Below are 25,463 nucleotides of genomic sequence, written 5' to 3'. Positions count from 1 at the left end.
TCCGTTATCGCTGCCGGTTGACCGCTGATCCGGCGAGGGCCACCAGCGCGTCCCGGGCGGGGCCGGGGAGCGGGGCGTCGGCGAGGGCCGCGACGGCGGCGCCGGCGCGTACCCGGATCATCTGCTCGATCCGCTCCAGCGCGCCGGTGTCCACAATGATCCGGCGCAGCTCCTCGGCGCCGCCGGCGTCCAGATCGGGATTGCCGAAGAGGTCACGCAGCCGGCCCGTCTGCGCCCGGTCGGCGCCGCTGCGGGCCAGCGCCATCATCACGGTCGGCTTGCCCTCGCGCAGATCGTCCAGGATGGACTTTCCGGTGAGCGCCGGGTCGCCGAAGACGCCCAGCACGTCGTCACGCAGCTGGAACGCGTCGCCGAGCGGGTCGCCGAACGCGGCGTACGCGGCGTGCAGCTCGTCGCCGCCCCCGGCCAGCCCGGCACCGATCTGCAGCGGGCGGGTGACGGTGTAGCGGGCGGCCTTCATCCGGATCACCGTGAGGGCGCTGGCCACCGAGCCGTCGCCGACGCCGGAGACGAGGTCCAGGTACTGCCCGGCGATCACCTCGGTACGCATGTGCGCGAAGACGCCGTACCCCTGGTGGATCTGTGCGGCGGGCAGCCCGCACTCGTGAAACATCTGGTCGGCCCAGGCCGCACACAGGTCGCCGCAGAGCAGCGCGGTGTTGCGGCCGAACGAGGCGGGGTCGCCGCGCCACGCGGACCGGGCGTGCAACTCGGCGAAGACCCGGTGGACGGACGGCTCGCCCCGGCGCCGGTCGCTGCCGTCCATGATGTCGTCGTGGATGAGCGCGAACGCGTGAAAGAGCTCCAGCGCAGCCCCAGCGACGACCACCTCGGCGCAGTCCGCACCGCCGGCGCCGCGCCAGCCCCAGTAGCAGAACATGGGGCGCAGCCGCTTGCCGCCCATGAGCACGAACCGGCGGAGCGTCGCCAGGACGCCGCGGGGTGCGCCGTCCGGCCACTCCGGGTCCTGCCGGTCGATGAACGCCGCCAGCGCCGAGTCGAACCGCCTGCGCAGTTCGTCCAGTTCGGACTCTCTGGCGACCTCGATCGTCATGGTCTCAGCCCGGCCAGGCCGAGCAGGAAGCGCTTGACCTCTGTCGCGGCGATGTGCGGGCGGGCCGCCGCGCGGTCCGAGCAGAGCAGGACCGGAGCGTCGTTGGGGTGCCCCGGCAGGCGCCCGTGCGAGCCGCGTACCGCCTGCGCCCCGGCGTCCAGCCCGACGACGTTCATCAGGTAGCGCATGCCCAGCTTCTTGCGGGCCAGCGCGGTGGCCGCCCGCCGCTTGGCCGCACCCGGGCCGGCCGGGTCGAAGAACAGCTCGGCCGGGTCGTACCCCGGCTTGCGATGGATCTCGACGAGGCGGGCGAAGTCGGGGGCCCGCGCGTCGTCGAGCCAGTAGTAGTACGTGAACCAGGCGTCCGGCTCGGCCACGAGCACCAGCTCGCCGGCGCGTTCGTGGCTCAGGCCGTGGGCCGCCTTGCCACCCTCGTCGAGCACCTCCGCCACGCCGGGCAGCGCGGCGCACAGCTTGGCGACGGCGGCGACGTCGGCCGGATCCTTGACGTACACGTGGGCGATCTGGTGGTCGGCGACGGCGAACGCCCGGGACGTCCACGGGTCCAGATACTCCATACCGTCCTGTGTGTACACCCGCAGCAGCCCTTCGATGCGCAGCATGCGGTTGACGTCGACCGGGCGGCGGGCCTCGGTGATGCCGTACTCGGACAGCACGACCGTGGTCGCCCCGCGGGCGTTGGCGGCGTCCAGCAACGGGCCGAGCACGCCGTCCAGCGCCTGCGCCGCGGCCGCCGCCTCGGGCGCGGACGGCCCGAAGCGCTGCAGGTCGTAGTCGAGGTGCGGGACGTACACCAGGGTCAGGTCGGGGTCGTGGGTGGCCATGATCTGCTGGGCGGCCTGGCAGATCCAGCGCGAGGACGGCAGCCCCGCGCCCGGCCCCCAGTACGTGAAGAGCGGGAAGCCGCCCAACGTCCCGGTGAGCTCGTCGTGCAGCGACGGTGGATCCGTGTAGCAGTCGGGCTCCTTGCGGCCGTCGGCGTAGTAGATCGGGCGGGGCGTGACGGTCCAGTCCACGTCGGCGCCCATGGCGTACCACCAGCAGACGTTGGCGACCGTGTAGCCGGGACGCGCCTTGCGCGCGGCCTGCCACAGCTTTTCGCCGCCGACGAGCGCGTTGTGCTGCCGCCACAACAGCACCTCGCCGACGTCGCGGAAGTACCAGCCGTTGCCCACGATGCCGTGCTCCGCGGGCAGCGCCCCGGTCAGGAACGTGGACTGCACGGTGCACGTGACCGCCGGCAGCACGGTGCCCAGCGAGGCGTGGAAGCCGGCGTCGGCGACCGCGCGCAGCCGCGGCATGTGCGCCAGCAGCCGGGGGGTCAGCCCCACCACGTCGATGACGACCAGCTTCGTGGTCATGGCGTGACCTCCGTCAACAGCTCTGCGCGGGCGAACGCCAGCTCGGCCGCGATGCCCGCGGCCACATCGGCGTCCGTCCGCGGGCGGATCTCCTCGGGCAGCACACCCCAGGTGTACGTCTCGACGTCGAAGTGGTCGCACGCGTCCTGCCGGATCAGCTCGCGCAGCGCGGCCCGCAGCACAGGCACCGTCGACGTCAGCGGGGCGACCGGCTCGGCGTGCAGCGGCACGTGGTAGTGCACCCGCCACGGGCCGGGGATGCGCCGGTCCAGCGCCTCGTCCAGGTCGTCGGCCGCCGGCCCGGCCGCCGAGCGGGTCTGGTGCAGGAAGCGGGGCTCCACATAAGTGCGCAGCACCGAATCGGCGCCAACCGGGTCCGCGGTCTCGAGCGCGGCGGACACCTGGACCTTCACCACCGGCAGGCCGGCCGCCCGCAGCCGGGCCAGCGCCTCGGCGGGGTCCTCCCAGGCGCACGCGAGGTGGGCGAGGTCGAGGCACACGCCGAGCCGCGAGGTATCCACATCGGACAGCAGCGCGGCGGCCTGCGTGGTGTTCTCGACGACGCAGCCGGGCTCCGGCTCGAACCCGACCCTGATCGGCCGCTCAAGAAGGGCGAGCCCACGCGCGAGCTCATCGAGCAGGCGTCCGGCGGCGGACGAGCGGTCGGCGTCCCACGGCTCCCGCCACGCCAGCGGCAGCGTCGAGACCGAGCCCCGGGCGGCGGTCTCGGGCAGCAGGTCGACGAGCACCCGGGCGAGGTCCAATGTGTAGTCCAGGCGCCGCCGGTCGGTCCAGTCCGGGTGGTAGACGGCGTGCTTCACGACCGGCGCCTGGAACGCCTCGTACGGGAACCCGTTCAGCGTCACCACTTCCAGGCCCCGGGCGTCCAGCTCCCGGCGCAGTCGCCGGCGTGCCGCCGGGTCCGCGGCCAGCTCGGCGGCCACCGGCGCGGCCAGCCACAGCCCGAGGCCCAGCACGTCGGCGTCCAGGTGCCGGCGGATCGCGGTGGCGTACGTGTCGAACTGCCCGATGATGCCGTCGAGGTCTTCGGCCGGATGCACGTTGGTGCAGTAGCTCAGGTGCATCAGCTACCACCTCGCAGGATCGAGTTGCCCTCGAATGTGCCCCCGAAGAAGCGGAGGACAAGTCGAGCCGCCCGGACTGGCTGTAGAACTCGACGGGGTTGCGCCACAGCACGAGGTCGACGTCGTCCTCGGTGAACCCGGCGGCCAGCATCGCGTCGGCTGTCTCGCGGGTCAGCAGCGGGTCGGAGCGGCCCCAGTCGGCGGCGGAGTTGACCAGCATCCGCTCCAGGCCGTACTCCTGCAATATCCTCACCATCCGCGGCGGCGACATCTTCGTGTCTGGGTAGATGGAGAAGCCCAGCCAACACCCGGTGTCCCGGACCAGCTTGACGGTCACCTCGTTGAGGTGGTCGATGGCGACCCGGCCCGGTTCGAGGCCGGACTCGGCCACCACGGCGAGGCTCCGCTCGGTGCCCCGGGCCTTGTCCCGGTGCGGTGTGTGCACCAGCGCGGGCAGCTCGTGGTCGACCGCGAGGGCGAGTTGGGCGGCGAATACCTCGTCCTCCTCGGGCGTCATCGAGTCGTACCCGACCTCGCCGACCGCGACCACACCGTCCTTCTCCAGGTACCGGGGCAGCAGGCCGAGCACCTCCCGGCAGCGGGGATCGTTGGCCTCCTTCGGGTTGAGCGCGATCGTGGCGTGGTGCCGTACGCCGAACTGGCTGGCCCGGAACGGCTCCCACCCGACCAGCGAGTCGAAGTAATCGGTGAACGCGCCGGCGTTGGTGCGCGGCTGGCCCAGCCAGAACGCCGGCTCCACCACGGCCCGTACGCCGGCCGCCGCCATCCGCTCGTAGTCGTCGGTGGTGCGCGAGGTCATGTGGATGTGCGGGTCGAAGATGCGCATCACGCCCCCTGTTCTCGGCGGCTCAGTAGACGATCCAGCAGAGCCACCGCATCGGGCGGCATGTCCCGGCCGGCGGCGTACCGCTCGTCGGCGAGCCCGGCCAGCATCGTGGCGAGCTCGGCGTCGGCACGCTCGTCGAGGCGGTCCACAGTGGCCAACGGCACGCCCATGAAGACGCACTTGAGCACGGCCTGCCGCCAGGCGGCGGCGTCGAGGTGCCGGGCGTACGGGCCGAGCGCGGCGCTCACCAGCCGGGTGTCGTTGGTGCGGATGGCGTCGTGCAGCAGCAGGACGGCCGCGTCGCCGATGGGCAGGAGCGGCAACGCCTTGAGCACGGCCCGCTTCTCGGCCGCGTCGCCGTACCGGTAGGCGGCCTCGGCCTGCGCGACGGCATGGTCGGCGGGCAGCGCGGCGAGCAGCAGCGCCCGCGCCGCCTCGTCCGCCGTCCAGCCGGGCGCTTCCGGCAGCGGCGCCCGCCCGCACCGGCGCCCGGCCGCGGGAAAGAGCCGCGCGATCGCGTCCGGGTCGGCCGCGACGCGCTCCAGCGCCTCCCCCAGCCACCCATCCCGGGGTGCGGCCACTCGCAACGCCTCAACGGTCATGGTTGAGCCTTCCGCAGAAACTCAATCGACTCGGCGGCCACCGACGGGGCGGCGTGGGAGTGCCGGGGCAACTCCACGGCGACGAGCCCGCGGTAGCCGGCTTCGGTCAGCGCGCGGAGCACCGGCGGGAAGTCGATCTCGCCGGTACCGAACTCCAGGTGCTCGTGCACGCCCCGGCGCATGTCGTCGATCTGCACGTTGACCAGATGCTCGGCGACGGCCGTCACGCAGTCCGGCACCGGCAACGGCTCCAGGCACCGGCAGTGTCCGATGTCGAGGGTGATGCCGAAGCCGGGCGGGTCGCCGAGGTCGGCGCGCAGCCGCCGCCAGTCGGCGATGTCGGACACGAGCATGCCCGGTTCGGGCTCGAAGCCTAGCGTCACGCCGGCGCCGGCCGCGACGTCGACAATGGCCGCACAGCCCCGGACGAGCCGGTCCCAGGGGTCAGGGGTTCCGGCCAGCGCCACGCCGGACCAGAACGAGACCGCCTCGGCGCCCAGGTCCGCTCCTATCTGGACGGCCAGCCGCAGGAACTCCAGCCGCTTGGCCGGGTCGTCGTCGAGCAGCGTAGGTGCGTGCTTGCGCCACGGGTCGAGCAGGTAGCGGGCGCCGGTCTCGATGACGACCGCCAGCCCGAGCCGGTCCACCATGGACGCCACCTCGGCCGTACGCCGGGCCAGGTCGGGCGCGAACGGGTCGAGGTGGTCGTGGTCGAGGGTGAGCGCCACGCCCTCGTACCCGAGGTCGGCGATGACGGACAGCGCGTCGGCCAGCCGGTGGTTGGCGAAGCCGTTCGTGCCGTATCCGAAGCGCATGCTGTGGGGTGATCTCATGTCGGGGACACCTTCCGGGCGAGGACGCGCGCGAGGGGCGCGATGGCGGCGACTGCCAAGCCGGCGAGCGGCTGGCCGGCGCGGGCGGTGAGCGCGCCCTGCAACGACGGGAGCCCGGTGATGCCGGCACCGACGGCGGCACGCACCATGGCCGCGGACGGATCAGCGGCCACCCGCACCTGCGCGCCGCCGTACGCCGCGGCGTACCAGACCGCGAGCGCACCGGAGGTGACGCGCCGGCCCCCGGCGGCCACCGCCACCCCCGCCGTCCCGGCGAGCGTCGCCGCGGGCAGCGTCCGGCCGGCGCCGGACACCTCGCGGCGGGACAGCTCGGTCACGGTGTACGTGTGCGCGGCCACCGTGAGCGCCGCCGGCAGCGCCCGGGCCACCCGCCCGCCGGACGCGCCCAGCAGCACGTCGAGCCCCCGGCAGGCGGCCATCACCGCCGGGCCGGCCGGGGTGTTCTTCGCCTTCAGGTCGTACGCCCACACCGCGCCGGCCAGCGGCAGCGCGACGGCGAGGGCACGCCGGCCACCGGCGAGGGCGGCCAGCGCCACGCCCGCCGCGGTGAGCCCGGCGGCGATGCCCACCGCCTGCCCCGGCGACACCCGGCCGGACGGGATCGGCCGCTCCGGCCGCTCGACGGCGTCCAGTTCGCGGTCGGCCCAGTCGTTGGCGGCCATGCCGGACCAGTACAGGCACACCGACGCGGCGGCCAGGCCCGCCGTGCGCGGGCCCAGATCGCCGGCCGCGGCCGCACCCGCCACGACATCCCCTGGTACGGAGAGCGCGGCGGGCGCCCGGACGAGGCGTACCAGATCGGCGAGTCTCACGAGGACAGTCCACGCACGAACGCGCTCAGCGCGGCCCACTGCTCGGGCAGCGAATGCGGCACGGTCCCGAGTGGATCCTTGAAGAAAAACGCCAGCTCGGGCAGCGGGCCGGTGCGCCCGGCCCGGTGGGCGGCGGCGGTCAGCCGGGCCAGGTCCAGTACGAGCGGCGCGGCGAGGGCCGAGTCGCAGCCGTGCCAGGTGAACTCCATTCGCATCGCGGTGCCGAGGAAGCCGGAGAACGTGATCAGGTCCCAGGCGGTCTTGAAGTCGCCGATGTCGTCGACGTACTCGATCCGGGTGGTGCCCTGCGGCTCGTACCCGAGCGTCTCGCCCAGGACACGCTGCTTGCTGCTCGACTTGGCCGCGTTGGCGCCCGGCTCGGCGAGGTTGGCGCCGTCGCCGCCGCCCAGCAGGTTGGTGCCCGACCAGGTCCGCACCCGCAGGTTCCGCATCGCGAACATCGGGGCGAGCACCGACTTCACCAGCGTCTCCCCGGTCTTGCCGTCGTGCCCGGCGTACGGCACGGCGTGCCGGTGCGCGAGCGCGTCCAACGCCGGCAGGCGGGCGCCGGTCGACGGGGTGAAGTCCACGTAGGAGCAGCCGGTGGTGAAGGCGGCGTACGCGTACAGGGAACTGGACGGTAGCACCGGGTCGGGCCCCGCGAGGGCGCGCTCGAGCGCGTCGGGGTCGGCGTGGGCCGGATGCGGGGGCGCGGCCGGCTCGGTCGAGGACACGTTCACTACAACGACGCGCTCCAGCCCATGGCGCTGCCGGAAGGCCGCGATGTCGCTGGCGATGATGGCCGCGGTCTCCCGCTGGCTCGGGGCGGCCGGCACCGGGCGTACCTCCGGCTCCATGGCCGCCAGCTCGTCGGACAGCGCGGCGACCAGCCGCGCCGGGACCACGCCGGCGGCGGCGAGCGCGTCGGCCTTCTTGGCCAGCGGCGTGGCGACCGGGTCGTGGCCGCCGAAGACCAGGTCGCCGAGGGCGGGCAGCGCGGGGCTGCGCAGTTGGGACAGCTCCGTCACGCAGCCGGTCGGCTCGGCGAGCCCCGCCCGCAGTGCCGTCGCGCCCACCATGCTCGTCACGGCGACCGAGCCGCGCGCGCCCACGAGCCAAATGCCAGTCGCCATGTTGACCTCCCCCTTGATTGATACCAGCGTCTGGTGCGAATCGGGCACACCGCGCCAATTTCACAACCATTGGGCCCCGTCCACCCGCCGAGCGAGATGGCACCACCGCGACAGCGCCGAAGTTCGGCGGCAACGACGCCGTCCCGGGCTCGACCGGCGAGGCGGACGGGGCTGTGGCGGGTAGGGCCGGTCGGCGTCCGCCCCTACCCGCCACGTCTGTGCGTTACGGCGCGGCCGCGCCGAACTCAACCCAGTTCAGGTTGACCAGGTTGGTGGTCGGGCCGCCCGACACCGCGGTGAACACCAGGTAGAGCTGCTGCGTGCCGGCCGGGTAGCTGACCGGGATGCTCTGGCTGGCCCAGGAGTTCGTGCCGCTGGTGGCGTTGAGCGTCGCCGTGGCCACCACCGGGCCGGTCGGCGAGCCGGACCGCAGCTCGACCGTGGCCCGCGGGGTGCCCGCGGTGGCGGTCGCGCCGCTGGCGTACCGGAGCGTGACCGCGCCGATCCCGCCGAGGTTGACCGGGTCGAACGCGACGTACTCCCCGGTGTCCACGCCGGTCACGTGCTGCCCGCCGCCGGTGTCGCCGGTGTTGGCCACCGTGACGCCCTGCCTCACCTGGGCGAACTCGGCCTGCTGCCGGCGGACCTGGATGGTGGCCTGGCCGACCGTGGTCAGCACCGGCTGCCCGTTGCCGCCCAGGTCGGTGTACGACGCGCTGATCCCGCCGTACAGGTAGCCGCCGGCGTGGTCGGCGCCGTCGGCCGGCGACGGCAGCACGCCGGTGCACCCGGTGGTGGAGGTGTCGCCGTGGCCGTGGGTGTCGTGGCCGAGCACGAACGTCACGGTCACCCGGCTGCAGTCGATGGCGCCGTCCTCCGGGTCGGTCACCGTCACCGTGAACGGGATCTGGTCGCCCCACTCGAAGAACGTGCCGGACAGCGGCGACGAGACCGCCACGGTCGGCGCGGTGTTGCCCACCACGATCTCCCGGGTCAGCACCGCCGTCTTGCCGGTCGAGTCGGTCACCGTCAGCTTGGCGGTGAAGACCCCGTTGGCCGTGTACGTGTGCGACGGGTTCGGGTCGGCGGAGTCGACGGTGCCGTCGCTGGTGAAGTCCCAGGCGTACGAGATGGACTCGCCCGGGTCCGGGTCGAACGTGCCGGCGCTGGAGAACTGCACCGTCAGCGGCGCCTGGCCGGACGTCGGGGTCGCCGCCAGCTTCGCCACCGGCGCCCGGGTCCCCTTGACGTACCGGATGACCGCGAGCTGGGCGTCCGGGTTGGCCCGGAAGAAGCCGTCGCCGTACTCCAGGAAGTAGATGTTGCCTTCCGGCCCGATCTCCATCTCCATCAGGTTGTCGAAGACGAACCCGGGCAGGAACTGCTCGACGCCGACGAGGTTGCCCTTGCCGTCCGTGCGCATCACGAACATCTTGTCCCGGGTGAACTCACCGAAGAACACCGCGTTGTTGTAGTACTCCGGCAGCTTCGTCTCGGAGGCCAGGTCCTTGTCGTACTTGTAGATGGGGCCGCCGTGCGGGCCGACGCCGCCCGTGCCGATCACCGGCCACTTGAAGTCGCACGTGGTCGGCGGGGTCGACAGGTACGCCCCGGGGCACGGGGTGAGGGCGTTGTACGTGTACCAGAACTGCGGCTGCTGCACCGCCGGCAGCGTCGTCAGGCCGGTGTTGCGCGGCGAGTTGTTGACCGGTGCGCCGCAGTTGAACGGCTGGCCGGACGTCCGGGTGACGAAGTCGAAGTCGATGTACGGCAGGGACGGCGAGTAGCAGTACGGCCAGCCGTAGTTGCCGGCCTTGTTGGTGGCGAACCACCGGCCGGTGCCCTCCGGCCCGCGGGCGGCGTTGGGCACCCGGGAGTCCGGCGAGTAGTCGCCGATGTAGAGCATGCCCTTGGCGTCCACGTCGAAGCGGAACGGGTTCCGCAGGCCCATCAGGAAGATCTCCGGACGGGTCTTGTTGTCGCGGTCCTTCCACTCCGGGAAGAGGTTGCCGTCCGGGACGGTGTACGTCCCGTTCGCCTTCACCTTGATCCGGAGCACCTTGCCGCGCAGGTCGTTGGTGTTGGCCGCGGAGCGCTGCGCGTCGTAGCCGGGGCCCTGGGTGGGCGACTCGTTGATCGGCACGAACCCGTCCGAGCCGCCGGCGTTGGTGTCGTCACCGGTGATCAGGTAGGTGTTGCCCTTGCCGTCGAACTTCACCTTGCCGGCGACGTGGCAGCAGATGCCGCGGTCCACGTCGACCCGGATGATCTGCTGCTCGCTGGCCAGATCCAGGTGCGGGGTGGGCGTCTCCACGAACTTGAACCGGGAAAGCTGGTTGTAGCCCTTGAACTTGTCCCACACGGTGGGGTCGGTGCTGGTCGCCGGCGCGTCGCCCTCGTTGACGCCGGGCGTGGCCGGGTCGTCGACCGGGGTGGTGAGCTTCGGCGAGTAGTAGACGTACACCCACTTGTTGGTGGCGAAGTTCGGGTCGATCGCCAGGGTCTGCAGGCCGTCCTCGTCGTGGGTGTAGACCGGGACCGTGGTGATGACCGGGCTGGCGCCGGTCGCCGGGTCGTACATCCGGATCTCGCCGCCGCGGGTGTTGTGCAGCACCCGGCCGTCGGGCAGGACGGACAGCGACATCGGCTCGCCCGGCTCGTCGTTGAGGGTCACCTTCTCGTAGTTGGCGAGCACGGTGGCGCCGCAGTCGCCCTCGACCACGCCGGCCGACCACTGGATGCCGCCCAGCAGGTGCTTCTTGAAGTTCCCGCTGCGGTACGACTCGATGGAGTGGCCGAGCCCGGTGTACCACGAGCGGCCGCCCTGGTAGTCCTTGCACCAGGCCACCGGGTGGTCGAAGCCCATGGTGCCGCCGGTATAGCCGGACTCCTCCACGGTGGCGAGCACGTGCGAGGTGCCCCGGACGTTGGTGGCGTAGTTGTACCACTCCTCGGTCAGCGTCACCTCCCGCGGCACCGTCTCGGTGGACGGGTGCGCCCGGTCGGCGACCTTCACGGCGGACTGGGCCACCGGGGACGCCGAGGCCACGCCGGTGCCGACCACGTTGCGGTAGAAGGTCCAGTCGGCCTCCGTCTCGGCGGCCGCGTGTACGCCGACGTAGCCGCCGCCGGCCCGGAAGTACGCCTCGAACGCGCCCTCCTGGGCGGCGTTGAGCACGTCGCCGGTGGTGTTGAGGAAGACCACCGCGCGGTAGCGGGCGAGGTTGGCGGCGGTGAACGCGCCGGCGTCCTGCGTCACGGTCACGGTGAAGCCGTTGGCCTTGCCGAGGTCCTTGATGGTGTTCACGCCGTCCTGGATGGACGGACGGCGGGCGCCGGCGGTCTTGGTGAACACGAGCACCTTGTACGAGTGCGGCTTGCGGGCGTCGGAGTGCAGGGCCGCCGGCCCGTTCTCCTGAGCCGCCAGGGACTCATCGGTAGCGGGCGAGGGGGCGGGTGCGGCGCTTGCCGGCACGGTGGCGGCCAGCGGGATGGACAACGCTGATGCGGCGATGAGCGCGAGCCAGCGTCTAGCGGATCGAGCCATGAAGGTCCTCCGGGGTCTGGAGCGTGGGTCCCTACCCCTGGCGCGGTGCCATGCCCGCCAAGGTCGTGCGAGCGCGCCTGTGCTGGTGCTGGTGCTGGTGCTGGTGCTGGTGCTGGTGCTGGTGCTGGTCGTCCGGCGCGGCCTGAAGACTTGTTCGAGACCGCACCGGACGGCCGCCCCGGGACCGTCCATTCCGGACGCGGGGCGCAACCGCGTCCGGACCCTCGCGGGCGGGCCCGAGGAGTGAGAAGTGGGCGCGCGCCACCGCGCCCACCGGGGGTTGGGTTAGACGGCGACCTCGGCGAGCACCGGAGCCACCTCGGTCCAGGCCGAGTCGCGCTCCGCCGAGCGGGTCACGGCGTCCATGACGAGCTGCACCTGGAGCGCGTCGACGAACGACGGCGTGGGGTCCGCGCCGGTGCCGACCGCCTCCAGGAAGTCACGCATCTCGTGGGTGAACGTGTGCTCGTACCCGATGATGTGGCCGGGGGGCCACCACGCCGACAGGTACGGGTGGTCCGCCTCGGTGACCAGGATCCGGGTGAAGCCCTGCTCCGATCCCGGCGCCGTGGCGTCGTAGAACTCCAGTTCGTTCATCCGCTCGAAGTCGAACGCCACCGAGCCGAGCGAGCCGTTGAGCTCGACCCGTACGCCGTTCTTGCGCCCGGTGGCGAAGCGGGTGGCCTCGTACGTGGCCACCGCCCCGCCGTCGAGCCGGGCCAGGAAGAGCGCGGCGTCGTCCACTGTGACCGGTCCGGTAGCGGTGCCGTCCGCCGAGGCGGCCAACCCGGAGGCCGCCGACGGCAGCGGGCGTTGCTTGATGAACGTCTCGGTCAGCCCGCTGACGCCGGTGATGCGCTGCCCGGTGACCCACTGGGTCAGGTCGATGATGTGCGCGCCGATGTCGCCGAGCGCACCGGAGCCCGCCTTGTCCTTCTGTAGCCGCCAGACCAGCGGAAACTGCGGATCCACTATCCAGTCCTGCAGGTACGCCGCCCGGACGTGCCGGAGCACGCCGAGGCGTCCACTGTCGACCAGGTGGCGCATCAGGGCAACGGCGGGCACCCGGCGGTAGTTGAACCCGCACATGGACCGCACGCCGGCCGCCTGGGCCTTGGTCGCCGCGGCGACCATGGCACGCGCTTCGTCGACCGTGTTGGCGAGTGGCTTCTCGCACAGGACGTGCTTGCCCGCCGCCAGTGCCGCGATCGCGATCTCGGCGTGGCTGTCGCCCGGCGTACAGACGTCGATGACGTCGATGTCGTCCCGGTCGATCAGCGTGCGCCAGTCGGTCGTGTACGCGTCCCAGCCGAGCCGGGTGGCGGCCTCGGCCACCTTCGCTTCGTCCCGACCGCAGATGACGGACATGCGGGCGCGTGCCGGCAGATCGTACACGCGGTTCACGGTGCGCCACGCCTGCGAGTGCGCGGCCCCCATGAACGCGTAGCCGATCATGCCGACCCGCAGCTCATTTTCCACAGTGGACAAGGTGGGTCTCCCCCCGTACGTCAGAACCCGAGCTTGAGGTAGTTGCTCGCGTTCTCCTTGGTGATGGTCTCCGAGGCGAGGGTGATCTCCTTGGGGACCTGCAGCTCGACCAGATCGGACATGCCCTTGTTCTGGCCGATCAGCCGGGCCAGCGAGATCGCCGACGAGGCCATCGAGGGGCTGTACGTGACCGTAGCCTTCAGCACGCCGCTGTCGGCCTGGATGGCCTCGATCGCGGCCTTCGAGCCGGCGCCGCCGACCATGAAGAACTCTTTCCGGTTGGCCTGGGTGATCGCGGCGAGCACGCCGATGCCCTGGTCATCGTCGTGGTTCCACAGCGCGTCCATCTTCGGCAGCGCCTGCAACAGGCTGGCGGCCTCCTGCTGGCCGGTGTCCGCGGTGAACCGGGCGGCACGCCGGTTGGCCACCCGGAAGCCAGCTTGGGCGAGGGTGTCGGAGAAGCCCTTCGACCGCTCCTGGGTCAGCTCCAACTCGTCCATCCCGGCGATTTCACCGATCACCGGAGCACTGACACCCTTGGCCTTCATCTGGGCGATGACGTAGTTCGCCGCGGACACCCCCATGCCGTAATTGTCCCCCTTGATCTGCAGGCGGTACGCCTTGGCGTCGGGGAACGCCCGGTCCAGGTTGACCACCGGGATGCCGGCCTGCATCGCCGACAGGCCGAACGAGTTCAGCTCCTTGCCGTCGTGCGGCAGCAGCACGATCACATTGGGCTTCTCGGCGATGAGGGTCTGCAGCGCGGCGCGCTGGGCGGCGGCGTCGGCGCCGGCCTCGACCGTCTTGAACTCCACGTCGGAGTACGAGGCGGCCTGCGCCTTGGCGTTGTTGGTGATCGCCGCGATCCAGCCGTGGTCGGCGGCCGGCGCGGAGAAGCCGATGGTGACCTTCGTGCCCGGCGCCGCGTTGGCGTTGCCGCCCGCCGCGACGGTCTGGGCGCCGGTCGGCTCGTCCTCCTCGTTGCTGGTGCAGGCGGTGAGCAGGGCTCCCGCGCCGAGGGCAGCCCCGCCGAGCAGCAGCCGGCGGCGGGACAGGTCGGACGCATTCTTCATGACGACCTCCGGTCATTGGGGGGTGCAAGGGATCCGGCGGCCGTCCCGTATGGACGGTCACCAATGTGTGTATGGAGCGCTAGTTGCTCGTGGTGAGCTTGTTGCGGGAGATGAACAGGCTCAGCGACTTGAACTGCACCTGCTGTACCAGGACGGCGGCGACGATGATGCCGCCCTTGACCATGTTCTGGACCTCGGTGGAGAGGTTGTTGATGGCGAACAGGTTGGTGATGGTGGAGAACACGATCACGCCCAGGAGCGAGCCGATGATCGTGCCGCGGCCGCCACTGAGCAGCGTGCCACCGATGATCGCCGCGGCGATCGCGTCGAGTTCGTAGAGGTTGGCCATGGCCGCCTGGGCGGAGTTCGCCTGCGAGGTGAGCATGATGGCGGCGATGCCGCAGCACAGGCCGGACAGCGCGTAGAGCAGCAGGGTGTGCCGCTTGACGTTGATGCCGGCCAGCCGGGCCGCCTCGACGTTGCCGCCGACCGCGACCGTGCGCCGACCGAACGTGGTGCGGTTGAGCAGCACCCAGCCGCCCGCGACGACCGCGGCGAGGATGTAGACCAGCAGCGGCACACCGAGGAAGTCGTTCGCCGCGATGTCGTTGATGAACGTGTTGCCGGAGACCTGGGTCTGCTTGCCGGAGATCTGTGCCGCCAGGCCGCGGGCCGCCACGAGCATGGCGAGCGTCGCGATGAAGGCGACCAGCCGGCCGTACGAGATGAGGATGCCGTTGACGACGCCTACCCCGATGCCGACCGCGAGCGCGCAGAAGATCATGCCGCCGGCACCGTAGTCCTGGGTGGCGAGCGTGGTGCTCCACACGCCGGCGAGCGCGATGATCGCGCCGACCGAGAGGTCGATGCCGCCACCGATGATCACAAAGGTCATGCCGACCGTGACCACGCCGATGACGGACGCCAGCTCCAGGATCGTGAAGATGTTGTTGCGCACCCAGGTGCCGTCGCTGTAGAGGTCCGGCCTGGTGATGATCCCGATGATGATCAACGCGATCAGCACCGCGACGAGACCCAGATTCCGCCGCAGGGGCTCGGTCGCGTCGTCGCGCCACCAGCTCCGCTTCTCCGCCGGCTTCTCCGGTTCCTTCACGGGTGCGGGCGCCGCTTGGGCCGTCATAGGGTTACCTCCTCAGCCTGCAACGAACCCGCCATCACGAGGTCGAGCACGGTGTCTTCGTCGAGTTCTCCGGCCGGCGCCTCGCGGACGACCCGCCCCTCCCGCATGACCAGGACCCGGTCGGCGAGGCCCAGCACCTCGGGCACCTCGCTGGAGACCAGCAGCACACCGACCCCGCGCGCGGCCAGGTCGTGGATCACCTGGTAGAGCTCCGCCCGGGCGCCGACGTCGACGCCGCGGGTGGGCTCGTCCAGCAGCAGCAGCTTGGTGCCGCCGAGCAGCCACCGCCCGACCACGACCTTCTGCTGGTTGCCGCCGGAGAGCGTGCGCACCGGCCGCCGTACGTCCCGGGGGCGCAGGTCGAGCGTGTCCGCGATCCGGTTCGCCTCGGCCACCTCCCGGCCGGCGTTGGTGAACCCGCCGCGGGCGTACCCGGTGAAGGTGGCCAGGGTGATGTTGCGGTAGATCGGCTCGCCCAGCAGCAGCGCCTGGCTCTTGCGCTCTTCCGGCGCCATGCCGAGCCCGGCCCGTACGGCGGCGCGCACGCTGCCCGGACGCAGCGCCCGGCCACCCATCCGCACCGTGCCGGATTCCGCCTGGCGCGCCCCGAAGATGGTCTCCAGCAGCTCGGACCGGCCCGAGCCGACCAAGCCGGCGATGCCCACGATCTCACCACTGTGGACGGTGAGTGACACGTCGGCGAACTCGTTGGCACGCGTCAGTCCCTCGACACGCAGGAGCTGCTCGCCCCGGTCCTTCGTGCTCGGCTCGGGGAAGACGTACTCGATGGTCCGCCCGGTCATGCGGCTGACCAGGTCGCGGGTCGGCGTGGTACGCGCCGGCAGGTTCGCCGCGGTGGTCCGGCCGTCCTTGAGCACGGTGACCCGGTCGCCGATCTCGCGGATCTCCTCCAGCCGGTGGGAGATGTAGATGACCGCGATGCCCTTGCCGGTCAGCTCCCGGATGATCCGGAAGAGGTTGCCGACCTCGTCGTGGGCGAGGACGGCGCTCGGCTCGTCCATGATGATGAGGCGGGCGTCGTGCGAGAGCGCCCGCGCCATGCTGACGACCTGCTTGCCCGCCGCCGGCAGCGAGCGCACCAGGCGGCGCGGCGGGATCTCGCCGTGCCCGAGCCCGCCGAGGATCTCCCGGGTACGCCGGGCCATGTGGCCACGCCGGATGAAGCCGAACCGGCGCGGCTCGTGGCCGAGGAAGGCGTTCTCCGCGACCGACAGGTCGTCGACGAGGTCCAGCTCCTGGTAGATGGTGGCGATGCCGGCCTTCATCGCGGCCTGCGGGTTGGCCGGCGCGAAGTCCTCGCCGAGCCACTGGATGCGGCCCTCGTCCGGGCGGTGCGCCCCGGAAAGCACCTTGATGAGGGTGGACTTGCCCGCGCCGTTCTGCCCAAGCAGGCAGTGCACCTCGCCGGCACGTACCTCGAGCTGCACGCCGTCTAGCGCCCGGACACCCGGGAACGTCTTGACGACGTCCGTCAGCTCGAGGACGACCTCCCCCATCTCGGTCATGACGCCTGCTCGAACGCCACGTCGCTGGCCAGCACAGCGGCGCCGGTGACGCCGGCACGCGGGCCCAGTTCGGAGAGCACCACCGGGAGATTGCCGGTGGCCAGCGGGAGCGAGCGCCGGTAGACCACGCTGCGGATCTCGGCGAGGAGGATGTGGCCGAGGTGGGCCAGCCCGCCGCCGATCACGATCATCGAGGGATTGGCGAAGCTGACCAGGCCGGCCAGCACGCCACCCACCCGCCTCCCCCGTCCCGGATGAGACGGATGCAGGTGACGTCCCCCTCGCTGGCCGCCTCGGCGACGTCGCGGGCCGTGACGACCCCGTTCGCCGCGAGGCGGTCGGCCAGCGCTGGCGACGTGCCGTTGCGCGCCGCGAGCGTGGCGTCCTTGGCCAGGGCTGCGCCGCTGAAGAGCGCCTCCAGGCAGCCTACGTTGCCGCACGAGCACATCGGGCCGTGCGAGTCGACCTGGATGTGGCCGATGTCCCCGGCGCACCCGTCGGTGCCCCGGTAGACGTCGCCGGTCAGGTAGATCCCGCAGCCGATGCCCGTACCGATCTTGACGAAGAGGAAGTCGTCGACCGAGTGCGCGACGCCCCCGTGCCGCTCCCCCACCGCCATGATGTTGACGTCGTTGTCGACGACCGCCGGGCAACCGTGCTCGCGGGTGAGCAGCTCGCGCACCGGAAAGCGGTCCCAGCCGGGCATGATGGGCGGCGAGACGGGCACGCCGTCGCGGAAGCTCACCGGCCCCGGCACCCCGATGCCGACCGCGTCCAGCTTCTCGTACGCACCGTCCACTTTGGCCTTGGCGAGCAGCTCGTTGACCCGGTGCAGGATCACCTTGGGGCCGGAGCGGATGTCGGCCGCCTCGGCGTACGCGGCGACCGGCTCCAGCCGCCCGTTGGTCACCTCGACGTCGACCGAGCTGGCGCCCAGGTCGACGGCCGCGAACCGGAGGTTGGGGTTGAGCTCGACCAGCGTCGAGCGGCGGCCGCCCCGCGAGGCGGCCATGCCGGCCTCGGCCACGTAGCCGAGCCCGACCAGTCGCTCCAGCTCGGCCAGCAGGCGGGGCCGCGGGATCTCCAGGCGGTCCGCCAGCTCGGCGCGGGAAACCGTGCCGTGATCGCGCAAAAGGCGGAGAAGCCGCAGATGCAGAGGTTCGGCCGTACGCACTGAACCCTCCCTCAGAAGCGGTTCACATCGACGCAACGTCGGCGTGTCGTGTCCGACACACTAGGAGCCTTCCGCTCCCGATGTCCAGACCTTTACGCGATCCGATGCACAACTTTTTTCTAACTGAGCAGAAGTGGCCTTGCGGACCACCCTGCGCGGCCCATCCGCCGCCCCGCCGATCAAGGACAACTGCGTCGATCAAGGGCAAACGGTCGTGGATCGGAGATCAAAGCACGACCATTCGCCCTTGATCGACGGGCAGGTCCTTGATCGGCGCGGCGCCGCGCGGGCGGCGGGGCCACGGGGGCGCGAACGACCGCTAGTGGCGGTAGATGACGAGGTCGCTCATGTTCTGGTAGCTGATGGCGGCGAAGTTCAACGACTGGCCGGGGTTGGCCGCGCCACCGGGGGCGGTGTCCTGCTCCCAGTTGGCGTGGTGGTAGTTCTGCTCCCCGATCTCCTCGAAGAACTGCTGGAAGTTGATGTCGCCTTCGCCCAGCGGCACCATCACGTGGCCGTTCGCCTGCTCGGGCGCCCGGTCGCCGTCCTTGGCGTGGAAGAGCGGGAACCGGTCGGTCCGCGGCGCCACGGTCAGGATCGGGTCGAAGAGGTCGGTGCGCGTCTGGCCCCACTTGTCGGTGTACGTCTTGTGCTTGAACCGCGCGACGTACGCCCAGTAGATGTCCATCTCGAAGAAGACGTACCGCGCGTCGGCCTTGGTGAAGAAGTACTCCAGCTTGCGGGTGCCGGACGAGCGGGTGGGCCGGCCCAGGTCGTCCAGCGGCCCGGTGTCCAGTAGGAACCCGTACGCGGCGTCGTGGTTGTGCGTGTAGAGCTTCATGCCCCGCTTGCGCGCCTGCCGGCCGAGCTCGTTCCACAGGTCGGCGGCCACGTCCCAGTCCGCCTTGTACGCGCTGCCGGTCGGGTCGCTGCCCGTGCCGATGTGCTTCATGCCCAGCTCCTCGGCGATGTCGAGCTGCTGGGTGAAGGTGTCCGCCCGGATCTGGGTGTGGGTGCCGTTGGCCACCAGCCCGTTGTCGTCCAGGATCTTGCGGATCTCCTTGGCCGTGATCTGCCGGCCCAGGATCGACGTGTGCTGGTTGTACCCGGCGAACTCGATCTCCTTGTAGCCGATCTCGGCCAGCCGGGCGAGCACCCGCTCGAAGCCGTACGGGATGCCGGACTCGTCGGGCGCCGCGCCGATCCGGTCGCGCACGGCGTACAGGATGATCCCGCGGTTCTTGTGCGGGATGAGCGGCTCGGCGCGGAGCTTGCCGTGGCTGATCGCGGGGGTCGCGGTCTGTAGGACCGGGAGGCCGGCGGCGGCAAGTGCGGCGGCCGCGCCGGCAGAGGCAGCGAGCACCTTGCGACGGTTGAGCGACATTTGTTCCCACCTTTCAGCAGCGGCCGGGGAGCCGCCGTCGACGAGACAGAGGGAGAAGTGAGGTGAACAAACGGTCCAGCGCCGCCGAAGCGCTGGATGTGTCGAGCGTGTTACGCCTGAAAGCAGACGCTAGACCGAGATCTCGCCGAAAGAAAGGCCCTGAAGCTACAAACTTTTGACTGTGCCGACGAAAGCTGGTCTCACTTGCACAAGAGCTTTGTCATCCGGCGAGCCGCGACGGCCAGCCCGAGGCCCATGACCACGAGCAGGTACGCGATGTCGAGCCACTGCACCGCGCCGAACGCGCCGGTGCTGATGCCGCGGATCAGGTCGACCGCGCGGTAGAGCGGGGTCACCTCGACCACCCACCGCAGCGCCGCCGGGTACGACTCGGCGGGCACGAACGTGCCGGAGAAGAGGAAGAGCGCGAACTGGACGGAGCCGACCAGGTCGAAGTCTTGCCAGCCGCGCATGAAGGTGGACAGCGCCATGCCGATCCCACCGAACGCGAAGCCGACCAGCACGGCGGCGGGGAACGCGGCCAGCGCCCGCGGCCCGGTGGTCAGGTCCAGCGCCACCATGACGACCAGGAAGGCCGCGGAGTAGAGCGAGCCGCGCACCATCGCCCACATCAGCTCGCCCAGCGCGATCTCGAAGGGCTTGACGGGCGTCGCGAGGATCCCGTCGTAGAGCTTCATGTACTTCATCTTCCCGAAGAAGTTGAAGGTCGTTTCCGACAAGGCGCCGGACATGGCGGCCGAGGCGAGCATGGCCGGGGCGACGAACGCGGCATACTCCACGACCCGGCCGCCGGGCAGGGTGAGGTCGCCGACCAGGTCGCCCACGCCGACGCCGATCGACAGCAGGTAGAGCAGCGGCTCGAAGAAGCCCGAGATCAGCACGATCCAGTACGCCGACTTGAGCGCGGCGACGTTGCGCTCGGCCACCGACGCCGACCGCCGACCCGCGCCCTCGAAGCTGATCAGCCGGGGCAGGACGAGAGCCACCATGTCTAGACCACCAACCGCTTGCGGAACCGGACGCGGGCCAGCGCGTAGCCGGCACCCGCCCAGAGGGCCAGGTAGAGCACGTGCCCGGCGGCCGACCAGTCCGGTGCGACGCCGAGCGTGGCCGCCCGGGACAGGTCGACGCCGTGCCACAGCGGCGACGCGTACGCCAGCCAGCGCAGCCCCACCGGCAGCGACTCGACCGGGAAGAACACCCCCGCGAACAGCGACATCGGGATCACCGCGAACCGGAAGAGCAGCGCCAGGTAGCTGTCGCTGCGGACCGACGAGCTGTACGCGAACGTCGGCGCCGCCACGGCGAGCGCGAGCAGGAGCGAGATCGGCAGCACGGCCAGCGCCCACGGCGAGTGCAGCGCGCCGAAGGCCAGCGCGACGATCAGGAACGCCACCGCGCCGGTCAGCGCCCGGAAGAGCACGTACAGCAGGTTGCCGCCGAGGATGTCGTCGAGGCGCACCGGCGTGGCCGCCTGCCCCTCGAACGTCCGGACCCAGTTGAAGCCGCTCAGCACCGGCCAGGTGGACTCGAAGATGGCCACCTGCATCACCGTCGAGGCGATCAGTCCGGGCACGATCCAGTCGAGGTAGGGCACGCCGCCCACGCCGTTGTCGACGTACGCCCCGACGCCCACGCCGAAGCCGAGCATGGTCAGCAGCGGCAGGATGAACGTCGACAGCGCGCTGCCGCGCCACACCCGCCGGTAGGTGACCAGGTGGTACTCGAAGACGGCGGTCATCGTCAGTCCACCAGGGTCCGGCCGGTCAGGTGCAGGAAGACGTCCTCGAGCGAGCTGCGCCGCACCAGCACGCTGGCCGGGGTCAGCGCGCGGCCGTGCACCTCGGCCACGGCCGCGTCGCCGTCGGAGACGTAGAGCAGGATGCGGTCGGGCAGCACCTCGACGCGCTCACCGAGGCCGGTCAGCTTGCCCGCGAACTCCTCCTGCGACTCGGCGGCGAAGCGCAGCTCGACCACCTCGCGGGTGGAGTGCTGCTCGATCAGCGCACGCGGGGAGCCCTCCGCCACGATCCGGCCGCCGTCCATCACCACGAGGCGGTCGCACAGCTGCTCCGCCTCGTCCATGTAGTGCGTGGTCAGCACCAGCGTCACGCCCTGCTGTTTGAGCCGGAACAGCCGCTCCCACACCAGGTGGCGGGCCTGCGGGTCGAGCCCGGTGGTGGGCTCGTCGAGCAGCACGATCTCGGGCTCGTTGACCAGCGCGCGGGCGATCGTGAGCCGCCGCTTCATGCCGCCGGACAGCGGCTCGACCTTGCTGTTGGCACGCTCGGTCAGCTGCACGAACTCGAGCAGCTCGGCGGCCCGCTCCCGGGCCACCCGGCGCGGGATGCCGAAATATCGCGCGTACGTCGTCAGGTTTTCCTTGACGGTCAGCTCGGGGTCGAGGTTGTCGAGCTGGGGGCACACGCCGAGGCGAGCGCGGATCGCCGGCCCGTCGCGCAGCGGGTCCTTCCCCAGGATGCGGAGGGTGCCGCCGGTGGGCGGGGACACGCAGCCGATCATCCGCATGGTCGAACTCTTGCCCGCGCCGTTGGGGCCCAGGAAGCCGAACGCCTCCCCCTGCTGCACGTCGACGTCGATGCCGTCGACCGCAGTGAAGTCGCCGAACCTCTTCACCAGCCCCCGTGCCTGGATGAGTGCCACCCGCGAACCGTAGCGCCGGGGTACGACAACCCCAACCGGGTTTCTCGACTTTTGCATGTCCGGGAGAAAGTTGTCTCCAACACGAGCAAACTTTGCGCTATCTTGGCCGAATGGTTGGAGTGTGGCCCGACAATCGGCACCAGGCGGCGGTGCTTCGCCTCCTGCGCGACGGCGGGCCTCGCTCGCGCGCCGAACTGGTCGACGCGGTGGGACTGTCCCGATCCAAGCTCTCGGTCGACATCGACCGCCTCATCGAACGAGGACTCGTCGACACCGTCGGACCGGCCGCCTCCCGAGGCGGCCGGCGTTCGTCGCTGGTCCAGATCGCCGAGGCCACCCGCTTCCTCGGCATCGACATCGGCGCCACCACGCTCGACCTCGCCGTCACCGACGGCGAGATGCGCGTGCTGGCCCGGGTCACCGAGCACACCGACCTGCGGCGCGGGCCGGCCGCCGTGATCAGCCAGGCCCTCGAACTGGTCAACAAGCTGCGCGCCGACACCGGCACCACCCGCTTCACCGGGGCCGGCGTGGGCGTGCCCGGCCCGGTGAGCTTTCGCGAGGGGGTGCCCGTCTCGCCGCCGTTCATGCCCGGCTGGCACCGCTTTCCGCTGCGCGAGACGCTCGCCACCGAACTGGGCTGCCCGGTGCTCGTCGACAACGACGTCAACATCATGGCGCTCGGCGAGATGCACGCCGGCATCGCGCGCACCTTCGACGACTTCCTGTTCGTCAAGATCGGCGCGGGCATCGGCTGCGGCATCGTCGCCGGCGGCCAGGTCTACCGCGGCGCCACCGGCAGCGCCGGCGACATCGGCCACACCTCCGTCGACCCGCACGGCCCGATCTGCGTCTGCGGCAACACCGGCTGCCTGGAGGCGTTCTTCGGCGGGGCCGCGCTGACCCGGGACGCCCTCGTCGCGGCCCGCTCCGGGCGGTCGCCGCACCTCGCCGACCGGCTGCGCGAGGCCGGCGCGGTCACCCCGGTCGACGTGTCCACGGCGGCGACGGACGGCGACCCGTACGCGATGGGACTGGTCCGCGACGGCGCGCGCCGCGTCGGTCAGGTCCTCGCCGGCCTGGTGAGCTTCTTCAACCCCGGCCTGGTCGTCATCGGCGGCGGCGTCGCCGGCATGGGGCACGCGCTGCTCGCCGAGATCCGCGCCGTCGTCTACCGCAAGTCGCTGCCGCTAGCCACCGGCGACATGCCGATCGCGCTGTCCGAGATGGGCGATCAGGCCGGGCTCGTCGGAGCGGCCCGCCTGATCAGCGACCACGTCTTCACGGGCTGACAACACCCGCGGTCGCCCTGGCGGCCGCGACCAACTCGTCGACCGTCTCCTCCGCCGGCGCGGCGCCCGCGTCGTACCGGGCCGTCCAGGTCAGGCCGTCCACGCCGCTCACCCGCCGCGCCACCACCCGCACTCCGCCGCCGTCGGGCAGCGGGTGGTGTTCGGTGTACGCCACCGAACGGGTCACCCTCGCGCGCACCTGGTGCGGCACGTCGCCGGGCTCCAGCAGGAGGTACGTCAGGAGCGGCTCGTCGGCGACCACGGCGTACTCGGGGCGCTCCCGCACCACGCCGGCCGGCGTGACGGTCAGCTCCCGCCCCGACCAGACCGCCTTGTGGATCTCGTGCCAGCCCAGCCGCGCCCGGCCGGGCAGCCACAGCCCGAGGTTGGTCGCGACCACGTCGCCGTCGGACGACTCCGCCCAGGAGAGGATCCGCTCGTCCGCCTCCAGAGCGGGACGCCGGTCGGCCGGCAGCTTCGCCTTGCGCCGAAACAGCTTCATAGGCCACCCACCGCCTGCTCGCGCAGCGCCCGCGCCTTCTGCTCCAAGGGCAGCAGCTCGCTAAAGAGACGCAAGTGATCATCGGCGTTCGACACGGGATTGATGCGTTGAACCTTCGACTTGATCTCGCCGATTCGCTGCATCACGCCGGGAAGTTGCAACTGGGCGAGCTGCATCGACAGATACCGCATGTCCGGCTCCATCTCGAGCTGAAGGGGCTCGACGGCCAGCTCCCCGGCGAGCGCCTTCGCGGCCAGGTCGGCGCAGGCGTCGCGTACCCCCTCGATCCAGACGGCCCCGGCCGCCGCGGACGCCGCGCCGCCCGCCGCGGCGATGGCCTCCCGGACCACCGCGTGTACGGGGTGCCGGTAGACCTCCGGGCCCAGCGCGTCGAACATCGGGCCCGCCAGGGCCGGCATCTGCAACGCCAGCTTCAGGCACTCCCGCTCGACCATCGACTGTGGACTGTCCACAGACGCCTGAACCGCGGCGGGGCCATTCGCGGCCTCGGTCCTACCGAGCGCCGCCGCCACCGCCCGCTGCACCGGCTCGATCTCCATGCCGAGGTCGCCGGCGAGCTTCCGGACGTACTCGGGGCGCTTTTCCCGGTCTTTGATCTTCGCGACCAGCGGCGCGGCCCGGCGCATCGCGTCCACCCGGCCCTCGACGGTGTCCAGGTCGTGCCGCGAAAGCACCTGGCGCAGCGCGAAGTCGACGAGTGGCTCGCGCCGCGCGACCAGGTCCCGGACCGCCATGTCCCCCTTGGCGAGCCGCAGTTCGCAGGGGTCCATGTTGTCCGGTGAGATCGCGATGAACGTGCGGCCGACGAACTTCTGGTCCTCCTCGAACGCCCGCAGCGCGGCCTTCTGGCCGGCCGCGTCCCCGTCGAAGGTGAAGATGATCTCGCCGGCGAAGCCGTCCGTGTCCATCAGCAGCCGGCGCAGCACTCCGATGTGGTCGGTGCCGAACGACGTGCCGCACGTCGCCACCGCGGTCGGCACGTCCGCGAGGTGGCAGGCCATCACGTCGGTGTAGCCCTCGACGATGACCACCCGACCCTGCTTGGCGATCTCCCGCTTGGCCTGGTCGACCCCATAGAGCACATGGGATTTCTTGTACAGAGGGGTCTCGGGGGTGTTGAGGTACTTCGGCCCGTCATCGTCGTCGAAGAGCTTGCGCGCGCCGAATCCGATCACATCACCGGTCAGGTCCTTGATGGGCCACAGCAGCCGGCGCCGGAAGCGGTCGATCAGCGAGCCGGACCGCGCCTCCCGGGCCAGTCCTGCGGTGATCATCTCCTGCGGGGTGAACCCCTTCTGCCGCAGATGCTTGGCCAGGTGGTCCCACGCGTCCGGGGCGAAGCCGCAGGCATACTGCTGAGCCGTCGCTCGGTCGAAGCCGCGCTCGGCGAGAAACTCGCGCGCCTTGTGGGCCGGCGCGGTACGAAGCTGGTCGGCGTAGAACTCGAGGGCGGCGGCGTGGGCAGCCACGAGGCGCTGCCGCTGGCCTTGATTCTGGCGCACCGGGGCGGGGCCAGCTTCGGCGTACCGCAGCTGGATGCCGGCGCGGGCGGCCAGCCGCTCGACCGACTCCACGAACGAGAGGTGGTCGATGTCCATGAGGAACTTGATGGCGTCCCCACCCTGCCCACACCCATGACAAAAGTACACATTTCGGGCCGGAGCGACCGTGAACGACGCCGTCTTCTCGTCGTGGAACGGGCACAGGCCCTTGAGGTTGCCACCGCCCGCCGACTTGAGCGTGACGTGCTCGGAGATCACGTCAGCGATCGCCGTGCGCTCCCGCACGAGCGCAATATCCTCGTCCCGGATCCGCCCAGCCATGGGTACATCCTGCCGCA

Annotated in this window: 20 protein-coding genes and 2 pseudogenes; 2 read left to right on the top strand and 20 right to left on the bottom strand. The window is 71.3% G+C overall.

Annotated elements, in window-relative coordinates:
- Window positions 1-4: 4 nt before the first annotated feature.
- From Prum_RS27410 to Prum_RS27370, 9 genes and pseudogenes are all read right to left on the bottom strand, one after another.
- Window positions 5-1,075 carry a polyprenyl synthetase family protein gene (locus Prum_RS27410; protein ID WP_173079097.1) on the bottom strand — a complete coding sequence of 357 codons (1,071 nt, stop codon included), beginning with the start codon at window positions 1,073-1,075 and terminating at the stop codon, window positions 5-7.
- Window positions 1,072-2,457 carry an alkaline phosphatase family protein gene (locus Prum_RS27405; protein WP_173079096.1) on the bottom strand — a complete coding sequence of 462 codons (1,386 nt, stop codon included), beginning with the start codon at window positions 2,455-2,457 and terminating at the stop codon, window positions 1,072-1,074. The genes Prum_RS27410 and Prum_RS27405 overlap by 4 nt, the downstream gene beginning before the upstream one ends.
- Window positions 2,454-3,542, bottom strand: coding sequence for a metabolite traffic protein EboE (gene eboE, locus Prum_RS27400; protein ID WP_173079095.1), 1,089 nt, complete (start codon window positions 3,540-3,542; stop codon window positions 2,454-2,456). The genes Prum_RS27405 and eboE overlap by 4 nt, the downstream gene beginning before the upstream one ends.
- A pseudogene (locus tag Prum_RS27395) lies at window positions 3,542-4,389 on the bottom strand (TatD family hydrolase). Before Prum_RS27395 ends, eboE begins: the two are co-directional and overlap by 1 nt.
- The gene (locus tag Prum_RS27390; RefSeq protein WP_173079094.1) at window positions 4,389-4,991 is read right to left on the bottom strand and encodes an EboA domain-containing protein; all 603 of its coding nucleotides are present in this window, start codon (window positions 4,989-4,991) and stop codon (window positions 4,389-4,391) included. Before Prum_RS27390 ends, Prum_RS27395 begins: the two are co-directional and overlap by 1 nt.
- On the bottom strand, window positions 4,988-5,824 hold the full coding sequence (locus Prum_RS27385; RefSeq protein ID WP_246278124.1) for a sugar phosphate isomerase/epimerase family protein: 837 nt from the start codon (window positions 5,822-5,824) through the stop codon (window positions 4,988-4,990). The genes Prum_RS27390 and Prum_RS27385 overlap by 4 nt, the downstream gene beginning before the upstream one ends.
- Window positions 5,821-6,657, bottom strand: coding sequence for an SCO3242 family prenyltransferase (locus Prum_RS27380; RefSeq protein WP_173079093.1), 837 nt, complete (start codon window positions 6,655-6,657; stop codon window positions 5,821-5,823). Before Prum_RS27380 ends, Prum_RS27385 begins: the two co-directional genes overlap by 4 nt.
- Window positions 6,654-7,790: an inositol-3-phosphate synthase gene (locus Prum_RS27375; RefSeq protein WP_173079092.1), complete on the bottom strand. Its 1,137-nt coding sequence runs from the start codon at window positions 7,788-7,790 to the stop codon at window positions 6,654-6,656. Before Prum_RS27375 ends, Prum_RS27380 begins: the two co-directional genes overlap by 4 nt.
- 223 nt (window positions 7,791-8,013) lie before the next feature.
- Window positions 8,014-11,337, bottom strand: a complete 3,324-nt coding sequence (locus tag Prum_RS27370; protein WP_173079091.1) for a ThuA domain-containing protein — start codon at window positions 11,335-11,337, stop codon at window positions 8,014-8,016.
- Window positions 11,338-11,416: 79 nt separating this feature from the next.
- Here Prum_RS27370 and Prum_RS27365 point away from each other — a divergent pair, with 79 nt between their 5' ends.
- On the top strand, window positions 11,417-11,584 hold the full coding sequence (locus Prum_RS27365) for a hypothetical protein (protein ID WP_173079090.1): 168 nt from the start codon (window positions 11,417-11,419) through the stop codon (window positions 11,582-11,584).
- A gap of 38 nt (window positions 11,585-11,622) precedes the next feature.
- On the opposite strand, the gene Prum_RS27360 is transcribed toward Prum_RS27365, so the two are convergent.
- The 9 genes and pseudogenes from Prum_RS27360 to Prum_RS27320 all read right to left on the bottom strand — a co-directional run bounded on the left by Prum_RS27360 (window position 11,623) and on the right by Prum_RS27320 (window position 21,808).
- Window positions 11,623-12,792 (bottom strand): Gfo/Idh/MocA family protein, encoded by a 1,170-nt coding sequence (locus Prum_RS27360; protein ID WP_173084224.1) that lies wholly within the window; start codon window positions 12,790-12,792, stop codon window positions 11,623-11,625.
- 53 nt (window positions 12,793-12,845) lie between these two features.
- On the bottom strand, window positions 12,846-13,898 hold the full coding sequence (locus tag Prum_RS27355) for a substrate-binding domain-containing protein (protein WP_173079089.1): 1,053 nt from the start codon (window positions 13,896-13,898) through the stop codon (window positions 12,846-12,848).
- Between the two features lie 79 nt (window positions 13,899-13,977).
- Complete coding sequence (locus Prum_RS27350; RefSeq protein ID WP_173079088.1) at window positions 13,978-15,039, bottom strand: ABC transporter permease; 1,062 nt, start codon at window positions 15,037-15,039, stop codon at window positions 13,978-13,980.
- Complete coding sequence (locus Prum_RS27345) at window positions 15,036-16,565, bottom strand: sugar ABC transporter ATP-binding protein (protein ID WP_173079087.1); 1,530 nt, start codon at window positions 16,563-16,565, stop codon at window positions 15,036-15,038. The genes Prum_RS27350 and Prum_RS27345 overlap by 4 nt, the downstream gene beginning before the upstream one ends.
- Window positions 16,562-17,739: pseudogene (locus Prum_RS27340) on the bottom strand (ROK family protein). The gene Prum_RS27345 and the pseudogene Prum_RS27340 overlap by 4 nt, the downstream one beginning before the upstream one ends.
- Before the next feature lie 319 nt (window positions 17,740-18,058).
- The gene (locus Prum_RS27335) at window positions 18,059-19,123 is read right to left on the bottom strand and encodes a sugar phosphate isomerase/epimerase family protein (protein WP_173079086.1); all 1,065 of its coding nucleotides are present in this window, start codon (window positions 19,121-19,123) and stop codon (window positions 18,059-18,061) included.
- Window positions 19,124-19,323: 200 nt separating this feature from the next.
- Entirely contained in the window at window positions 19,324-20,133 is an 810-nt protein-coding gene (locus Prum_RS27330) for an ABC transporter permease (RefSeq protein WP_173079085.1), read from the bottom strand.
- A 2-nt stretch (window positions 20,134-20,135) separates the two neighbouring features.
- Window positions 20,136-20,885: an ABC transporter permease gene (locus Prum_RS27325; protein WP_173079084.1), complete on the bottom strand. Its 750-nt coding sequence runs from the start codon at window positions 20,883-20,885 to the stop codon at window positions 20,136-20,138.
- A gap of 2 nt (window positions 20,886-20,887) precedes the next feature.
- Window positions 20,888-21,808, bottom strand: a complete 921-nt coding sequence (locus tag Prum_RS27320; protein ID WP_173079083.1) for an ABC transporter ATP-binding protein — start codon at window positions 21,806-21,808, stop codon at window positions 20,888-20,890.
- A 110-nt stretch (window positions 21,809-21,918) separates the two neighbouring features.
- Between Prum_RS27320 and Prum_RS27315 the strand changes: the two genes are divergently transcribed.
- Window positions 21,919-23,100 (top strand): ROK family transcriptional regulator, encoded by a 1,182-nt coding sequence (locus tag Prum_RS27315; protein WP_173079082.1) that lies wholly within the window; start codon window positions 21,919-21,921, stop codon window positions 23,098-23,100.
- Here Prum_RS27315 and Prum_RS27310 read toward each other — a convergent pair.
- Both Prum_RS27310 and dnaG read right to left on the bottom strand, forming a co-directional pair.
- The gene (locus Prum_RS27310) at window positions 23,090-23,602 is read right to left on the bottom strand and encodes a hypothetical protein (RefSeq protein WP_173079081.1); all 513 of its coding nucleotides are present in this window, start codon (window positions 23,600-23,602) and stop codon (window positions 23,090-23,092) included. The genes Prum_RS27315 and Prum_RS27310 overlap by 11 nt on opposite strands.
- Window positions 23,599-25,446, bottom strand: coding sequence for a DNA primase (gene dnaG, locus Prum_RS27305; protein ID WP_173079080.1), 1,848 nt, complete (start codon window positions 25,444-25,446; stop codon window positions 23,599-23,601). The genes Prum_RS27310 and dnaG overlap by 4 nt, the downstream gene beginning before the upstream one ends.
- Window positions 25,447-25,463 lie beyond the last annotated feature (17 nt).

The sequence above is a fragment of the Phytohabitans rumicis genome, assembly GCF_011764445.1.
Lineage (GTDB): Bacteria > Actinomycetota > Actinomycetes > Mycobacteriales > Micromonosporaceae > Phytohabitans > Phytohabitans rumicis.
This window is presented reverse-complemented; position numbering and strand designations above follow the sequence as displayed.

Excerpts from the sequence above, each read along its gene's own strand:
- Prum_RS27405 (WP_173079096.1), bottom strand. The coding sequence starts at position 2,457 with ATGACCACGAAGCTGGTCGTCATCGACGTGGTGGGGCTGACCCCCCGG.
- Prum_RS27335 (WP_173079086.1), bottom strand. The coding sequence starts at position 19,123 with ATGTCGCTCAACCGTCGCAAGGTGCTCGCTGCCTCTGCCGGCGCGGCC.
- Prum_RS27345 (WP_173079087.1), bottom strand. The coding sequence starts at position 16,565 with ATGACCGAGATGGGGGAGGTCGTCCTCGAGCTGACGGACGTCGTCAAG.
- Prum_RS27355 (WP_173079089.1), bottom strand. The coding sequence starts at position 13,898 with ATGAAGAATGCGTCCGACCTGTCCCGCCGCCGGCTGCTGCTCGGCGGG.
- eboE (WP_173079095.1), bottom strand. The coding sequence starts at position 3,542 with ATGCACCTGAGCTACTGCACCAACGTGCATCCGGCCGAAGACCTCGAC.
- Prum_RS27325 (WP_173079084.1), bottom strand. The coding sequence starts at position 20,885 with ATGACCGCCGTCTTCGAGTACCACCTGGTCACCTACCGGCGGGTGTGG.
- Prum_RS27330 (WP_173079085.1), bottom strand. The coding sequence starts at position 20,133 with ATGGTGGCTCTCGTCCTGCCCCGGCTGATCAGCTTCGAGGGCGCGGGT.
- Prum_RS27370 (WP_173079091.1), bottom strand. The coding sequence starts at position 11,337 with ATGGCTCGATCCGCTAGACGCTGGCTCGCGCTCATCGCCGCATCAGCG.
- Prum_RS27350 (WP_173079088.1), bottom strand. The coding sequence starts at position 15,039 with ATGACGGCCCAAGCGGCGCCCGCACCCGTGAAGGAACCGGAGAAGCCG.
- Prum_RS27315 (WP_173079082.1), top strand. The coding sequence starts at position 21,919 with ATGGTTGGAGTGTGGCCCGACAATCGGCACCAGGCGGCGGTGCTTCGC.
- Prum_RS27385 (WP_246278124.1), bottom strand. The coding sequence starts at position 5,824 with ATGAGATCACCCCACAGCATGCGCTTCGGATACGGCACGAACGGCTTC.
- dnaG (WP_173079080.1), bottom strand. The coding sequence starts at position 25,446 with ATGGCTGGGCGGATCCGGGACGAGGATATTGCGCTCGTGCGGGAGCGC.
- Prum_RS27375 (WP_173079092.1), bottom strand. The coding sequence starts at position 7,790 with ATGGCGACTGGCATTTGGCTCGTGGGCGCGCGCGGCTCGGTCGCCGTG.
- Prum_RS27310 (WP_173079081.1), bottom strand. The coding sequence starts at position 23,602 with ATGAAGCTGTTTCGGCGCAAGGCGAAGCTGCCGGCCGACCGGCGTCCC.
- Prum_RS27390 (WP_173079094.1), bottom strand. The coding sequence starts at position 4,991 with ATGACCGTTGAGGCGTTGCGAGTGGCCGCACCCCGGGATGGGTGGCTG.
- Prum_RS27360 (WP_173084224.1), bottom strand. The coding sequence starts at position 12,792 with ATGATCGGCTACGCGTTCATGGGGGCCGCGCACTCGCAGGCGTGGCGC.
- Prum_RS27410 (WP_173079097.1), bottom strand. The coding sequence starts at position 1,075 with ATGACGATCGAGGTCGCCAGAGAGTCCGAACTGGACGAACTGCGCAGG.